A 15,637-nucleotide genomic window follows, 5' to 3' on the forward strand; every position below is an offset into this window, starting at 1 on the left:
TGTCCGGAACCATTAGACCACTACATTATTTCCTACGACAAGATTTTTGGTGGTGTGGAGCTTAGCAAGCGGGACAAAGAAAACGTAGAGCTGGGCAAAGAGACGACTATCGACCGCACCTTGCGGCTGCTTTACGTAACCTGCAGCCGCGCGCAGGAGTCGCTTGCCCTTGTGCTCTGGTCGTCCGACCCTGCAGCGGCACTGGCTAGAATCAAGGAGAGCAACTGGTTTGCCAAAGGCGAGTTTCAGGCAATCCCATAGCTTCCCGCACGGGTGAAAAAGGTGCGACGGTCAACCCTGATGCAGAGAGCCGGTAAGGATTGAGCGCTCTCCAGTATTGGATGGCAACCAGGCTGAATCCGGCGCATCCGTGTTCCCTACAAACGTCTGCTAATAGCCGATTCTGTTGAAAAAGTCGGTTTTCTAAAACAGCGGGAAGATTGATCGGTGAAAGCGCCTTTGTAGCGTATGCGTCTGGCGAAGTCATCTAGCAGGTAAATTTTTAGACGTCCGACGTGAGTATCCTGACTCTGCATCGCACTGCCTGAACCACAGGGAAGCGGTAATCTTCTGGCACGAGCCTTTCGACTGCCGCTACCTTAAAGGTTTGGATCCCTTGAAATCACTTTTGACATAACATGGCACAAAGTTTAGCTTTCCAAATTCTCCCCCCGAACGCAGGAGCGATGAATGCGTTTATGGACAAGGATCCCCAGTTGGCTCGATATCGAGGCTTATGCCGAACGCCTATTTAGTAAGCGCGGCCTAGGGGGACGCGAAAGGGGCATGAGTCCTCTCAGCCCACCCAGCTCCATAAATGTACCTAGGGAAACTCTGAAAAAGACTTCCTAATTTGGCAAAATCTCCGGACACCAGTCGCCGAGCTTTTCGATGATGAAACAGATGACCTTCGCCGACGCCGAGTATGCCGGCAAGCGCAAGCAGACCCGTAAGGAATTGTTCCTGATCGAGATGGATCAGGTGGTGCCCTGGAAAGGTTTGATTGCCCTGATTGAGCCCTATTATCCAAAAGGAGAAGGTGGCCGGCCCGCCTACCCACTGATGGCGATGCTGCGTGTTCATCTGATGCAGAACTGGTTCGGCTACAGCGATCCGGCGATGGAAGAAGCGCTGTATGAGACGACCATCCTGCGTCAGTTTTCAGGCCTGAGCCTGGAGCGAATTCCAGACGAAACCACCATTCTCAACTTCCGTCGTCTGCTGGAAAAGCACGAGTTGGCGACCGGGATTCTCGGCGTAATTAATGGTTATCTGGGCGACCGTGGCTTGTCGTTGCGTCAAGGCACCATCGTCGATGCCACGCTGATTCACGCGCCCAGTTCGACCAAGAACAAGGATGGCAAACGCGATCCTGAGATGCATCAAACCAAGAAAGGTAACCAGTACTATTTCGGCGCCAAGGCTCACATCGGCGCCGACGACGAGTCAGGCCTGGTGCACAGCGTGGTAGTAACAGCGGCCAATGTGGCAGACGTCACGCAGGTTGCCAAACTGCTGCACGGCGAGGAAAACGTAGTCTGCGCCGACGCAGGTTACACCGGGGTCGAGAAGCGCGAAGAACACGCTGGGCGCAAGGTCATTTGGCAGATTGCCGCCCGCCGCAGCACTTACAAAAAGCATGGAAAACGCAGTATTTTGTACAAGGCGATCCGCAAAATCGAGAAGGCCAAGGCCCAGGTTCGCGCCAAGGTCGAGCATCCGTTTCGGGTCATCAAACGCCAGTTTGGCTATGAAAAAGTGCGCTTTCGGGGCTTGGCCAAGAACACCGCGCAGATGGTGACGTTGTTCGCCCTGTCAAACCTGTGGATGGCCCGTCGACATTTGTTGGCGAGCGCAGGAGAGGTGCGCGTGTAATGCAGGAAATGGTTACCGCAAAAGGCTTTGCAGCGGCCGAAAGAGCTAAAAAGCGAAGATAATTGAGCAAATTTCGACATGCATCGTTTTTTGAAAAGTGCTGAGGACTCGGTAGCCGGAAAACATCCGGCTACTTCAGACCTTCCCTAGTATCGATCTGATTTATCGCCGGGTCAGATGTGTCCGCCGAGCTTGTGATCTGGGCGAAAAAGAGGCCGCCAACAGCATCCTGAAGCGCTTTTCTGACCTTGATATTCGAAGCATCCTTGATGAGATGATTAGCGCAGTGGTCGACATGGCCATAATCATTATCGGCAGTGCGTTAACTGGCGCTACGATAGGTGGAGGGATCGGATTACTCGCTGGCGGCATCGGCGCGTTCCCAGGCGCGACGGCAGGAGCACTGGTCGGAGTGCAAGCGGGAACTTGGATTCTTGGAGTACTGGGGCTGGCCTCGATTGCTGAATTCTTCACAGAAGGCCTTAAGCCGATAGCTACGGGCTACATTCGTGGGGTTTCCACCGCTTGGAACGGCCCTCGAGAGCGAACCGGCAATCCGTTGAGTTCCTTTTCCGATGACAGCATGGCAGCACAACAAGGTGCGTGGGATATTGCAAGCTCCCATGAGGCCGTAGTGATTCTCCTGCTAAGCGCCATCGTTGCTTATCTGACGCGGGGTCGTGGAAGCGCAAGGGTGCTTGCAACCGAAATGCGAGGCAGCGAGAGAGGTGCAAAGCTTGGCCAGTGGATGCTCAAGCACGAAGAAGCATTGAAAAAACACCCTGACCTACAAACGGCAGAGCCTCGCAGAGGCGCACTTGGGCCGCAGGAGTCACCACCGAACAGCCCATCTGGAAAAGACAAAGAGCCGCCCAAAGGCAAGCCAAATACCATGCCGCGCCATGACGTCGAATGCTTCAAGGCAGACAAGATGCCAGCCTCTAAAGTCGGAGAGTTCGAGCGGCAATTGAAGGGGCAGGAGGACGGACTGAATCGGCTGACGGTTGATGAGTATTTAGAGAATATCGCCAATCCGGCGAAGCGTAGCCAAACGGCTGCCCGACGGGCTAGAAAACATTTACAAGCCAGCTTGCAAACACGATTTCAAAGGGAATATTCGAAAACGCTAGGCCCCGTAGCTGCGAAAGCAGAGAGTGTGAAAAAAGCCAAGGAAACGATGTCGAACCTAGCAGGACTACACAACCCTGATCTGAGCGCTGGCGGGAAAGATATCATCGCCGATTTCGGTGACCGACAAGTCAACTCCAGCATAGGTCCTCAGTGGGGGCCAAAAATTACAAATTTGAAAAAGGCCGTGGAGGCAGTGCCAGCAACTTTACGTGGTGACACCTATCTCAATGTAAAGCTGCATAAATGTTAAGGGGAAAAGCTATGGATGAAGTGTTTTCAATTTTTTTGCAAACCTTTGGCGGGCCTGTTGATCGGCAGGAAGTACCAACGTCAAGTATTGAACTCTATAGAGGCAAGCTACCCAATAAGTTGTTGGAATACTGGGCCGAGCACGGCTGGTGCGGTTACGGTGAGGGGATTTTCTGGATAGTTAACCCGCAAGAATACGAAGGGGTGGTAGCGTCATGGATTGAAGGGACCAAATTTGAACAGCGCGATACCTACCACCTGATTGCCCGCAGCGCCTTTGGTGACCTGTACCTATGGGGCGAAAAAACAGGATTTTCACTTAAAATCACTAGCTGTATTTCTCGGTGTGTCATTCATGACTTTGAAATTACTAGTGATGAGATGGATAGAGAGCTACAAAACTTTCTTCTATCTATAGAAGTTGAGTATAACGATTTCGATGACTTGTTCACACCGGCGAAGAAAAAGCTCGGCACGTTGCGCCATGATGAAATGTATGGTTTTGTTCCAGCGTTAATGCTTGGCGGATCGGCATCTCTTGATCATGTTGAGAAACTAAAAACAGTGGAGCATTTAATCCTGTTGTCCCAGCTTGCAGAGCTTGAGCCATATAGCTTTTAAGGAATGCATGCGCGCATATCGCCTGGGGTATTTAATCCAGTTGCCACTTATGCGGTAGCAATTGATCGATTTCAGTCGCCCGCTGCGTCGGCAGGCGCGTGAGGACATCTTTTAGATACGCGTAAGGATCATGGCCATTCAGCCGCGCAGACGGGATCAAACTCATGATCGCCGCCGCCCGTTTGCCGCTGTGCAACGATCCTGCAAAGAGCCAGTTCTTGCGTCCAAGTGCACATGGCCGTCAATTACATGGCCAGCAACTGGAGTCGGCTGGAGCGCTATGTCGAAGCAGGTTATTTGCCCATCGACAACAACGCCGCCGAAAGGGCGATCAAGCCGTTTGTGATCGGGCGCAAGGCGTGGCTGTTCAGCGATACCGTCAACGTTGCCACGGCCAGTGCACAGATTTACAGTTTGGTAGAGACCGCAAAGGCAAACGGTCAAGAGCCCTATACGTGGCTGCGCCACGTACTCGAGCGGTTGCCGCAAGCGCAATCGGTTGAGGATTACGAAGCCTTGCTGCCGTGGAACTGCTCACCGGAAATGCCACGGTAAGCCATAGCCTCACCTTGCGGTATGTGAGGTTTATGGAGCGCTTACTCTAAACCCTTCTGCTCTGGCACTAACGACGGCCACTGCCTATAGATCCCTACAGAGGGCCTTCAATTGAATCGTGGCCACAACCGCGATTTCTGGCTCATCTTGATCACGCTAGCTTTCGTCGCCACAAAATTCAGGTATTTGCCATGGACACCACGTGATCCATTTCTGTGAAAAATGTGTATTGTCTATGGACATCGAAGACCTAATTTAAACCCTCACAAATATTCATCCAAATCGATGTCCATGGGTTGACATCTTTCCTTTACATTGATGAGGCGTTGCAGACCTCACTGGGATCCCTGGAGATCTAACAGCTTTCGGTCGACGCATCCGGGCGACCATTCTCAAATGCACTGGCATTCCTGTGGGCGTTGGCATCGGTCCTACGAAAACGCTAGGGAAGGTCTGAAGTAGCCGGATGTTTTCCGGCTACCGAGTCCTCAGCACTTTTCAAAAAACGATGCATGTCGAAATTTGCTCAATTATCTTCGCTTTTTAGCTCTTTCGGCCGCTGCAAAGCCTTTTGCGGTAACCATTTCCTGCATTACACGCGCACCTCTCCTGCGCTCGCCAACAAATGTCGGCGGGCCATCCACAGGTTTGACAGGGCGAACAACGTCACCATCTGCGCGGTGTTCTTGGCCAAGCCCCGAAAGCGCACTTTTTCATAGCCAAACTGGCGTTTGATGACCCGAAACGGATGCTCGACCTTGGCGCGAACCTGGGCCTTGGCCTTCTCGATTTTGCGGATCGCCTTGTACAAAATACTGCGTTTTCCGTGCTTTTTGTAAGTGCTGCGGCGGGCGGCAATCTGCCAAATGACCTTGCGCCCAGCGTGTTCTTCGCGCTTCTCGACCCCGGTGTAACCTGCGTCGGCGCAGACTACGTTTTCCTCGCCGTGTAGCTGTGACGACCTGCAATCGAAATGGCCTCGACCTGCAATCATCGCGTTTTTCGACCGGGATTGATTGCGTCTATCCGAGCCAGCAAACCGGGATTATTTGCGAATGAACCTGCGTTCATCTGGTTCGACCTGCAATCGACTGTCATGAACCGGAATTATTTGCGAGTGATCGCTCGCCGCTTATGTCTCATTTGAGCACACCCTTGTGAGACGCGTGGCTGAGGCGCTTTTTGCGTCTCAATAGGGTGGCATTTCATTTTTGATATGGTAAGTTCTCAGCTTCTAGAGCCTAAAGAGACAAACTTGACGATGGCCCTTTACGGATACGCTCGCGTTTCCACAAGCGATCAAGATTTCGTTCTGCAAGAAAAAACTTTTCGTGAAGCAGGTTGTGATGTCGTGCGCTCCGAGAAAAAAAGCGGGGCTAGCCGGGTTGGTCGGACGGAGTTGAAAACACTGCTCGATTTTCTACGCCCTGGCGATACATTAGTGGTGACGCGTGTTGATCGTCTCGCACGAAGCATCAAGGATCTTCAAGACATCGTTTACCTGACCGGAGAAAAACCTGTCTCAGCGGAGTTGGTGGAATCCGTGCTGTCGCGACAACTGGATGATCTGGAACCAACCCTGACGCGCCATGGCTACCGCATCAAGGATCTGGTCGAGCAGTTCGACGCCAGACCCACCGAGATCAAAGCGCTGTTCAGTAACGCACTCGATCCGGCTCGCACCACAGAACTGCGCGACAGGATGCTGGCGGCGGGATTGCCGATTTGAAATCGTTTAATTTCATCCGCAGTTAATATGAATCGGAAGCGACGGAATGCGGTTTCATTCGCAATTAATGTGAGGCCGTGAGCACTTCGATTTTAAATGTTCGATTGAAGTGATAACCAAGTAAATTAGTGTGCAACATGCTACGTAAACTTTAATTCAGTTATTTTGCTGCATTCTGCCCCAGCAACCGCCGCCTAAAAATAAAGGTTTGCAGTTAGAGCTCAGACCACAGCCAGTAAAATACATTTTATTCAATAGACATGCTTTATGTGGAACCGATCGAGGGGTTCTGACCACATAAGTAAAAATCCAAGATGGAGAATGTGCTAAAGCAGATTATGCCATAACAAGCGTGTAGCTCACTAGCCGTCTAATTTGATCTTTTGCAAGATATTCAATAAATAGCTTTTAAATTAATACTTACACAGGCAGGAATGATGATGAGAATACAAGGTGGTACGCCTTTTAGCATTCAACAGAACACAATGTCTGAGCATAACCCAGCTCAAGAGCAAGGGAGGTTTTCTTTCGGCGAGGAAAGGGTTTCAATCAGCTCGCCTGTCGGCTCCCAAGCATCAGTGTCAACGGAACCCGCTGAAAACGCACGAGTTATGAGCGTCATGCTGAGCCCACAAAGGCCAAATGTAAAGAAAGCCGATCTTATTCCAGGCGATATTTTGCTTCTGATCGATGAGCCACATGATACCGAGAAGCTGCATAAAATTATTATTGCAGGCCAAAAACTTGAAGGTCTGTCTATGCTGAGGAATAATCTAGGTAAAGCCAGTGCGGTTCACGCAATATTGTGGACTCGAAATCCCCAAAATCCAGTTTCAACCGAGCGTGGTGGGAAGGGGGAGAGTGAAGTTGTTGAAATGCGCGGCGGCGGTATAATGGACACCGCCTTGCGCAAGGGCCTTTATCAGGTTTACCGGCCTAAAGACAAAAATATAGGTGACTGGGCAGCGCAGTCAGCCATGTCATGGGCAAGCGAACGAAAAATACCTTACAATGCAATTAAGTCCGCTAAGTCTGTCACTCGCTTCTCAAATTTTGGCCCATTAGCCATAGCCTCTGCAAAAAAATATGGGAAAGACGCGTTCGAATCCAATCCAAAGTGGGGGGAAGACGGCGCGTTCTGTTCTCATCTTGTACTTGCTGCTTATCAGGCAGCGGCCCAAAACGTGGGAACTCCTTTGAGTGGGGCATTAAAAGTGGATGCGAAAGGATGTTCTGTTCGAACGCTTAGGGAAACTCTGAAAAAGACTTCCTAATTTGGCAAAATCTCCGGACACCAGTCGCCGAGCTTTTCGATGATGAAACAGATGACCTTCGCCGACGCCGAGTATGCCGGCAAGCGCAAGCAGACCCGTAAGGAATTGTTCCTGATCGAGATGGATCAGGTGGTGCCCTGGAAAGGTTTGATTGCCCTGATTGAGCCCTATTATCCAAAAGGAGAAGGTGGCCGGCCCGCCTACCCACTGATGGCGATGCTGCGTGTTCATCTGATGCAGAACTGGTTCGGCTACAGCGATCCGGCGATGGAAGAAGCGCTGTATGAGACGACCATCCTGCGTCAGTTTTCAGGCCTGAGCCTGGAGCGAATTCCAGACGAAACCACCATTCTCAACTTCCGTCGTCTGCTGGAAAAGCACGAGTTGGCGACCGGGATTCTCGGCGTAATTAATGGTTATCTGGGCGACCGCGGCTTGTCGTTGCGTCAAGGCACCATCGTCGATGCCACGCTGATTCACGCGCCCAGTTCGACCAAGAACAAGGATGGCAAACGCGATCCTGAGATGCATCAAACCAAGAAAGGTAACCAGTACTATTTCGGCGCCAAGGCTCATATCGGCGCCGACGACGAGTCAGGCCTGGTGCACAGTGTGGTAGTAACAGCGGCCAATGTGGCAGACGTCACGCAGGTTGCCAAACTGCTGCACGGCGAGGAAAACGTAGTCTGCGCCGACGCAGGTTACACCGGGGTCGAGAAGCGCGAAGAACACGCTGGGCGCAAGGTCATTTGGCAGATTGCCGCCCGCCGCAGCACTTACAAAAAGCACGGAAAACGCAGTATTTTGTACAAGGCGATCCGCAAAATCGAGAAGGCCAAGGCCCAGGTTCGCGCCAAGGTCGAGCATCCGTTTCGGGTCATCAAACGCCAGTTTGGCTATGAAAAAGTGCGCTTTCGGGGCTTGGCCAAGAACACCGCGCAGATGGTGACGTTGTTCGCCCTGTCAAACCTGTGGATGGCCCGTCGACATTTGTTGGCGAGCGCAGGAGAGGTGCGCGTGTAATGCAGGAAATGGTTACCGCAAAAGGCTTTGCAGCGGCCGAAAGAGCTGAAAAGCGAAGATAATTGAGCAAATTTCGACATGCATCGTTTTTTGAAAAGTGCTGAGGACTCGGTAGCCGGAAAACATCCGGCTACTTCAGACCTTCCTTAGTCACTTTCTAAAAAAAGACACGACCCAGTTCGAGTTCACTGGTCACTTACGTATAAAACCAGACGAAGTTCTTTTTCCTGAGGATTAATTCTATAGATTTGTCAGGTTGTGTCGAAAAGATAGGAATTTAAGCTCGATAGTTGCCACAGTCGACAGCCTTCAGTCGCAATTAATCCTGGTCGGCTGTGCTCGATTGCAGGTCGAAGCGGATGGGTGCAGGTTCATTGGCACTGAATCTCGGTTTGCGGGGCTGGATAACCGCAATTAATTCGGGTCGGAAAAGGCGTTGATTGCAGGTCGAGGCCATTTCGATTGCAGGCCGCTACACCTAACGCCAACCTAGAACTGACCCTCTGGGTAAAACTGGCGCTTTGAGCTGCCATGCCTTTTCAGCGGAACTGATAGAAGGTCTCGACCACTCAGTGTTTCTACTTTTCAGAGGATATGCGCGTGAGAGTATCAAACACTTTGCAACCAGCGGTCGAACATACTACTCAAGCAACTATAGGGGGATGCTCCAGCTCCACAGCTTCACGCATCAAAGAGATACCTTTCAAGCAAGCAGATGAGCTGGCAAGAGTCGGCGATCAACGAGCGGCCTGCGTTGTGTTAACCGCAGCGTGGTTGGACCGCGTCCGCCATCACTCACAACCGGCCGAAGCACGTATCGATCATATGCGACATAGAGCGACCCTGGAACAAGTTGCTGAGCGTCAGCAGACGTACCGTAATCATGAAATAAATAATCCTCGTACTCCGTACGAAATATTATTCTCTCCCACCTTCCGAGATTATTCATTGCGTCTCAGTAATGCTCGCATTCTTGATATTATGAGCGATGAAGAACAAGCTATGGGAAGCATGGCAAATACGCTGCGAGATCCCAATTCGTCCCATGTTCTTGTTATCGTGAGGATGAACGGAGATAACCATGCGATTGCCACGCACTGTACTGGTAACAAATTACATGTATTTGATCCGAATCATGGAGAATACAGTTTTAAAGCTGACACAGGTACCGTTGAGGAGAGCATGCGAGATATAATTCAAGCCTATTCGAGTAGATTTCCGGTCCCAGAAATACATATTCTGCCTGTGCGCTCGTAAGTCTTTGATACAGGTTTATGCGTAGTGAACAGGGGGCTGGGGAGCAATGGCGGCTGATTCGGTCGGCCTTCTCTGCGATGACGACTTCACCAGGTTGCAGGTCCTCGATCATGCGCAACAGCTCGGGACGGTCGGATCGAGCGCCTAGGCGTTTTCGCGATAGACCGCAGCCACGTAGTAGCCCGAGGTTCGCGCTTTGCCAATGATTGCTTCTTGGCGCTGCAAGTCCTGGTCTTCGGTACTGACACGCAGGTAGATCCGCGTGACATTGAGAGTCGTCATGATGGTAGCCTATTTAGGCGTACTTAACTGAGACATCAACGGCGAGCAATCACTTGCAAATAATTCCGGTTCATGACGGTTGATTGCAGGTCGAACCAGATGAATGCAGGTTCATTCGCAAATAATCCCGGTTTTGCTGGCTCGGATAGACGCAATCAATCCCGGTCGAAAAACGCGATGATTGCAGGTCGGGGCCATTTCGATTGCAGGTCGTTACATGTAGCAGTTTGGCAACCTGCGTGACGTCTGCCACATTGGCCGCTGTTACTACCACGCTGTGCACCAGGCCTGACTCGTCGTCGGCGCCGATGTGAGCCTTGGCGCCGAAATAGTACTGGTTACCTTTCTTGGTTTGATGCATCTCAGGATCGCGTTTGCCATCCTTGTTCTTGGTCGAACTGGGCGCGTGAATCAGCGTGGCATCGACGATGGTGCCTTGACGCAACGACAAGCCACGGTCGCCCAGATAACCATTAATTACGCCGAGAATCCCGGTCGCCAACTCGTGCTTTTCCAGCAGACGACGGAAGTTGAGAATGGTGGTTTCGTCTGGAATTCGCTCCAGGCTCAGGCCTGAAAACTGACGCAGGATGGTCGTCTCATACAGCGCTTCTTCCATCGCCGGATCGCTGTAGCCGAACCAGTTCTGCATCAGATGAACACGCAGCATCGCCATCAGTGGGTAGGCGGGCCGGCCACCTTCTCCTTTTGGATAATAGGGCTCAATCAGGGCAATCAAACCTTTCCAGGGCACCACCTGATCCATCTCGATCAGGAACAATTCCTTACGGGTCTGCTTGCGCTTGCCGGCATACTCGGCGTCGGCGAAGGTCATCTGTTTCATCATCGAAAAGCTCGGCGACTGGTGTCCGGAGATTTTGCCAAATTAGGAAGTCTTTTTCAGAGTTTCCCTAAGTGTCGACAAGGTTCGGTGGGGGTGGGAGCCTTTCTGGGCGAAAGGCAAACGACCAGCCCCAATCAACGCTCGAGTCGAAACCGTAATGACGGGAAAGTTCTTCAAAGAGCTCTGGCCTAGCGGACGGGCAGTTGTCCCAGCGAACGGGTGGTTTGAATGGGTCAAGGACCCGGATGACCCCAAGAAAAAGCAGCCCTACTTCATCCGCCTTAAGAGTGAAAAGCCCATGTTTTTTGCTGCGTTGGTTCAGGTCCACAGAGGGCTTGAGCCGCATGATGGCGACGGGTTTGTAATCATCACGTCGGCAAGCGACTCGGGAATGGTCGACATTCATGATCGCCGCCCGGTGGTACTGACGGCAGAAGATGCGCGGGCATGGCTTGATTCCGAAACTACACCGCAGAAAGCCGAAGCGTTGGCAAAAGAGCACTGCAGGATTGTCGACGATTTTGAATGGTTCCCGGTTGGTCGCGCAGTGGGGAACGTGCGGAATCAAGGACCGGAGCTCATCCAGCCCGTTGAGCTTTGACTGCCCCACGCCTTTGACTTCGACCCGACAAACGGCTGTCCATCTTCGTCCGCCCCGAAAGGGGCTAAATGGGCTGAAGCAAATGGCAGAGCGAAGGGTTTGAATGGAATGGGGAATAAGGGTAAGTGCCTTACCCGAAAGGGCCGGCGAGTCCGCCGGAAATGGATGCCGAAAGGGCTCGAAAGGCATTCTCAATAAAAAAGAAATTTACAATAAATGTTACTTAACAGTCACTTGGAGGCTACATTTTTTTACGCGAGCGTGGCAACATCCAATTCTGTCACTGTTTGGATCCCAGCCAATCAAGCGACGGCTATGTATGTAACCTTTCCAGGATGGATATAGGTTTCGACTTGTCACGCTGAGCCATATAAAGCAAAAGGCCCACCAATGACTTCATCATGGGTGCCTAAATGCTTAGTTTCTTCACGCGAAGAAAAGCGTCTCCGATATCGTCCAATGCTGCTGCAGGCTTTTTCAAACCAGAATCTCCCGACGCGTTGCTGTCGACTTCCCGACGGCGCCAGTTGATTGAAAACATCTGGCAGCGGACCTCTCTGCCGCGTGAGCAGTTCGAGACGCTTTACATGCAGGCATTCAAGAGCTACGCAGCCTTGGTGCAGCATCTCCCTGCCTCTGAAAATCATCACCATGCATATCATGGTGGCATGCTGGATCACGGTCTCGAAATCGTCGCCTACGCACTGAAGATAAGGCAAATGTATCTGCTCCCCATCGGAGCGCCGCCCGAGTCGCAGGCGGCTCAGTCAGAAGCATGGTCTGCAGCATCAGCCTATGGTGCGCTCGTCCACGACTTGGGCAAGATTGCGGTAGACGTGAAGGTTGAACTCGCGGATGGCACTATCTGGCATCCATGGCACGGGCCTATGGATCAGCCATACCGATTCAAGTACGTGAAAGGTCGAGACTATCGGTTGCATGGAGCCGCTTCGTCGCTGATCTACTCCAACGTGATTCCGGCGAAGGCATTGGACTGGCTCAGCGGGTTTCCCGAGCTCTGGTCTCAACTCGTGTTCGCATTCGCTGGTCAGTATGAGCATGCCGATATCCTTGGTGAAATTGTCTCCCAAGCTGACCAGGCTTCCGTGGCAAAGGAGCTCGGAGGCAATCCTGGCCGAGCTATGTCAGCGCCCAAGCAGTCCATTCAACGGCAGCTCGCTGAAGGCTTGAGGATGCTCGTCTCCGAGAAGTTTAAGTTGAACCAGCCCGACGGTCCCTCGGACGGATGGTTGACTCAGGACGGCTTGTGGCTTGTCAGCAAGCCAGCCGTAGATCAGCTCAGAGCTCATCTGCTGTCACAAGGTATCGAACACATCCCCACCTCCAACGCCCCGATGTTTAACCTGCTTCAGGATCAAGCGATCATTCAGCCCAACGGAGAGGGGAAAGCGATATGGAAGGCCAGCATCGACAATGGTCGGGGTTGGAAGAACACATTCACGGTGCTGAAAATAGCGCCGGCACTGGTCTGGCCAAACACAACTGATAGACCTGAGACGTATACCGGCTCGCTGACCGTGGAATCGTCAGCAGTTGCTGATGAAAACGAGCCAGTTACTGCTGGAGACCAAGAATCACAACCCGTGAGCAACAAAACTACGCCTACAGCGTCAGCAGCGCCCCCTGCACCAAAGCAAGCACCTACTGCAGCGAAAGATTTTGATGCACTGGACGAGCTGCTCGATCTATTCCCCGACCCGGTAGCGACATCACCAACTCAACCAGCACCCGAGTCGATAGACGATGATGATCAGATTCCCTTTTCGCCACCTCCTCCGACAGCTACTCGTCTAAGCCAACCTCGGCAGCTTGTGGGTGACAAGGCAACGAATGACACACCGCGAGTGGAAGAGCCAGCGAAAGTCTCGCCTGAAGGTGGCTCAAGCCACGGCTTGAATTTCCTCACCTGGCTGAAGGGGGGCGTGATCTCCCACAGGATCATCATCAATGACGCCAAGGCACGTGTGCATACCGTGGATGGCACTGCGTTCCTGGTGAGCCCGGACATATTCAAACGTTACGCACTTGAGCACCCAGATATAGGGCGTGAGGCTAAAGAGCGTGATCTGGAAGCTTGGCAGGTCGTTCAGCGTTCTTTTGAGAAGCTGAAAAAACATCGCAAGACTGGCGCAGGCCTGAACATCTGGACATGTCTGGTCAAAGGACCACGAAAAAGCAAGCAACTGCGGGGCTATCTGCTCATAGAGCCTACCGACGTTTTCAGCGAGGTGCCCTATGACAACCCGGTCATCAGCTTGGCAGAATTGGTAGACAAGGACACATCTGAATGAAACCGATGACGCTTCCGGAACTGACCCAGGAATATGTACTCACTCATGATCTTAGGCCCGACACCGTCAAGATCTACTGGGCTGCCACAAAATCCTATGTCAGATTCTTCGGCGACTGCCTTGCCTGTGAGACGACCCACCGCGACATGCTTGACTGGCGTAGGTCTGAGCTTGAGCGGATCTCCAAGCGCAGCTGGAACACGTATTCCAGCCATTTGCGCACCATATACGGCTATGCAATTGAGCACGGTCTGCTGGATCTGGTTGTTAACCCACTTAAAAACACGCGTGTGATGCCGCCCAAGCGCCCAAAAAAGACAGTTGCGAACGACGCAAGCGTCCGCGCTCGTAACTGGCTGAGGATGCTGGCGGCAGAGGAGCGTGCCACCGCTAAACGGACAGAAATTACACCTGCCTGGTTCTGGCTGTGCGTGTTCGAAACTTTCTACTACACGGGGATCAGGCTCAATGCGCTGCTATGCCTGAGATATGCGGATGTATACCTGCGCGACCGACTGATCAGAGTCAGAGGCGAAACGGAGAAGACTCATCGTGAGTTCCTGATTCCTATCCCGGACGGCCTGATGGCTCAGCTAGAAACGCTTATGCACGCAGCGAAGGCCTTGAGGTTCCAGCCTGGTGACCAGTTGTTCAACGTAAACAGATTTTCAGGCCACTACCGCCGCCACGAGATGAACTCCAACCAAGTTGAGGCGATGTATAAAAAACTCACTGCGATGACCGGCATACGCATGACGCCTCACCGCTTCCGACACACGATCGCCAGTGAGCTCATGACGCTACCAGAGCGCAATATCTATCTGACCAAGAAATTGCTGAACCACTCGAATATAGCTACCACGATGGATTACATCGAACCCGACTACGACATGATGCGGGAGGTGATGAATGAACGAGGAAAGCGGCCGGCCAAAATCAGCTACATGGCAAAACCGGATGCGACGCTGCGTGCTGATAGACACCGATCAATATCTGCTCCAGTTAAGGACTTGACTCCGTCGACTACGACTCGCGAAACAACTGCAAAAGCCGAAAGCGCAGCTGTCCGGGCCTTGACCAAGCCCCGCGCACTGCCTAAACCGGTCTCTACCATGAGCCCATCAACTGCTCCAGATACCAGGACAGCGAACCGCGACGAGACGCCCTCACCCGCTAGTGACCGCGACACCGCAGTCAGCCAGCTACCTTTAGGCTGCTCCAGTCCAGAAGATCTGTTGAGAAGCTTGGGAGAACTCACCAGGTGGGTACAGAACAACATTGCCGGCGGTGGAACTGGTGCTGAACCAGTAATTGAGGAAAGACCTGTCCCAAGCCAGGATGCTCGGCAGCTACGCCCGGAAATGTTGGAATTGGCCGGATGGATTGGCAGGTCAGGCTGATCACCTGCGTTGAATATTTGTAAAAATACTCAATCTGCCATTATCAGCAGATGCATCGCGGTGCAGATTATTTAATTATCAGGCCTAATGACTGCTTCATATGGGCCGATACACGCGCAGCACAGCATTTTTTGCCAAAAAAAAACGCCCCGTACACAGGCTTTCGCTCGGTACGGGGCGCTCCAATTTGACATCACAGCTTGCTGACGCTATGTTTCGCGACAGACGGCTGCTTGTTTGGGTATAAGACCCCTCATACGGTAAAGCCTGCCTCAAACTGAGACATGAACACCCATCAAGGTCCTAAAGATACAGCCACAACAGTGTTTGGTCGGGGTAAGGGGATTCGAACTCCTGACATCCTGCTCCCAAAGCAGGCGCGCTACCGGACTGCGCTATACCCCGGTAAATCAAGGCACCTCAACTAGCTGCCTGCGACCTGATACGAGTGGCATCAGATCTTTAAGATTCGGCTCCAAGGTAA

8 protein-coding genes, 1 tRNA gene and 8 pseudogenes are annotated in these 15,637 nt (G+C 52.2%); 12 read left to right on the plus strand and 5 right to left on the minus strand.

All coding sequences use genetic code 11. The features are described from left to right. The first annotated feature begins 894 nt into the window (after positions 1 to 894). From LJU29_RS23495 to LJU29_RS23505, 3 genes and pseudogenes are all read left to right on the plus strand, one after another. The gene (locus LJU29_RS23495) at positions 895 to 1,875 is read left to right on the plus strand and encodes an IS5-like element ISPsy2 family transposase (protein ID WP_054078085.1); all 981 of its coding nucleotides are present in this window, start codon (positions 895 to 897) and stop codon (positions 1,873 to 1,875) included. 145 nt (positions 1,876 to 2,020) lie between these two features. Further along, a pseudogene (locus tag LJU29_RS23500) lies at positions 2,021 to 3,256 on the plus strand (DUF6861 domain-containing protein); the annotation flags it as partial. 11 nt (positions 3,257 to 3,267) lie between these two features. Then, a complete protein-coding gene (locus LJU29_RS23505; RefSeq protein ID WP_054997438.1) occupies positions 3,268 to 3,876 on the plus strand; it encodes a GAD-like domain-containing protein in 609 nt (202 codons plus the stop codon). Between the two features lie 31 nt (positions 3,877 to 3,907). On the opposite strand, the pseudogene LJU29_RS23510 reads toward LJU29_RS23505, so the two are convergent. Continuing rightward, positions 3,908 to 4,117: pseudogene (locus tag LJU29_RS23510) on the minus strand (transposase domain-containing protein); the annotation flags it as partial. Between LJU29_RS23510 and LJU29_RS23515 the strand changes: the two are divergent. Together LJU29_RS23515 and LJU29_RS23520 are read left to right on the plus strand one after the other, a co-directional pair. Next, a pseudogene (locus LJU29_RS23515) lies at positions 4,114 to 4,431 on the plus strand (transposase domain-containing protein); the annotation flags it as partial. The pseudogenes LJU29_RS23510 and LJU29_RS23515 overlap by 4 nt on opposite strands. A gap of 328 nt (positions 4,432 to 4,759) precedes the next feature. Beyond that, positions 4,760 to 4,885: pseudogene (locus LJU29_RS23520) on the plus strand (DNA polymerase V subunit UmuC); the annotation flags it as partial. A gap of 138 nt (positions 4,886 to 5,023) precedes the next feature. Here LJU29_RS23520 and LJU29_RS23525 read toward each other — a convergent pair. Further along, a pseudogene (locus tag LJU29_RS23525) lies at positions 5,024 to 5,383 on the minus strand (transposase); the annotation flags it as partial. Between the two features lie 309 nt (positions 5,384 to 5,692). Here LJU29_RS23525 and LJU29_RS29780 point away from each other — a divergent pair. The 4 genes and pseudogenes from LJU29_RS29780 to LJU29_RS23545 form a co-directional block, all read left to right on the plus strand. Continuing rightward, a pseudogene (locus tag LJU29_RS29780) lies at positions 5,693 to 5,989 on the plus strand (recombinase family protein); the annotation flags it as partial. A 782-nt stretch (positions 5,990 to 6,771) separates the two neighbouring features. Continuing rightward, positions 6,772 to 7,434 carry a hypothetical protein gene (locus LJU29_RS23535; RefSeq protein WP_257111240.1) on the plus strand — a complete coding sequence of 221 codons (663 nt, stop codon included), beginning with the start codon at positions 6,772 to 6,774 and terminating at the stop codon, positions 7,432 to 7,434. Positions 7,435 to 7,476: 42 nt separating this feature from the next. Next, on the plus strand, positions 7,477 to 8,457 hold the full coding sequence (locus LJU29_RS23540) for an IS5-like element ISPsy2 family transposase (protein ID WP_054078085.1): 981 nt from the start codon (positions 7,477 to 7,479) through the stop codon (positions 8,455 to 8,457). 594 nt (positions 8,458 to 9,051) lie between these two features. Further along, complete coding sequence (locus LJU29_RS23545; protein WP_194246791.1) at positions 9,052 to 9,714, plus strand: YopT-type cysteine protease domain-containing protein; 663 nt, start codon at positions 9,052 to 9,054, stop codon at positions 9,712 to 9,714. A gap of 49 nt (positions 9,715 to 9,763) precedes the next feature. Here the strand turns inward: LJU29_RS23545 and LJU29_RS23550 are convergent. Then, positions 9,764 to 9,996 (minus strand): annotated as a pseudogene (locus LJU29_RS23550) (recombinase family protein); the annotation flags it as partial. 70 nt (positions 9,997 to 10,066) lie between these two features. Then, a complete protein-coding gene (locus tag LJU29_RS23555; protein ID WP_257112858.1) occupies positions 10,067 to 10,840 on the minus strand; it encodes an IS5 family transposase in 774 nt (257 codons plus the stop codon). Between the two features lie 67 nt (positions 10,841 to 10,907). Here LJU29_RS23555 and LJU29_RS23560 point away from each other — a divergent pair. The 3 genes and pseudogenes from LJU29_RS23560 to LJU29_RS23570 all read left to right on the plus strand — a co-directional run. Further along, a pseudogene (locus LJU29_RS23560) lies at positions 10,908 to 11,441 on the plus strand (SOS response-associated peptidase); the annotation flags it as partial. 413 nt (positions 11,442 to 11,854) lie between these two features. Next, the gene (mobH, locus tag LJU29_RS23565) at positions 11,855 to 13,753 is read left to right on the plus strand and encodes a MobH family relaxase (RefSeq protein ID WP_257111241.1); all 1,899 of its coding nucleotides are present in this window, start codon (positions 11,855 to 11,857) and stop codon (positions 13,751 to 13,753) included. Continuing rightward, on the plus strand, positions 13,750 to 15,153 hold the full coding sequence (locus LJU29_RS23570; protein ID WP_057423110.1) for a site-specific integrase: 1,404 nt from the start codon (positions 13,750 to 13,752) through the stop codon (positions 15,151 to 15,153). The genes mobH and LJU29_RS23570 overlap by 4 nt, the downstream gene beginning before the upstream one ends. Before the next feature lie 328 nt (positions 15,154 to 15,481). Here LJU29_RS23570 and LJU29_RS23575 read toward each other — a convergent pair. Next, a tRNA-Pro gene (locus LJU29_RS23575) sits at positions 15,482 to 15,558 on the minus strand. Between the last annotated feature and the right edge of the window lie 79 nt (positions 15,559 to 15,637).

The organism is Pseudomonas ficuserectae, from assembly GCF_024584585.1.
In the GTDB taxonomy this organism is placed as follows: Bacteria; Pseudomonadota; Gammaproteobacteria; order Pseudomonadales; family Pseudomonadaceae; genus Aquipseudomonas; species Aquipseudomonas amygdali.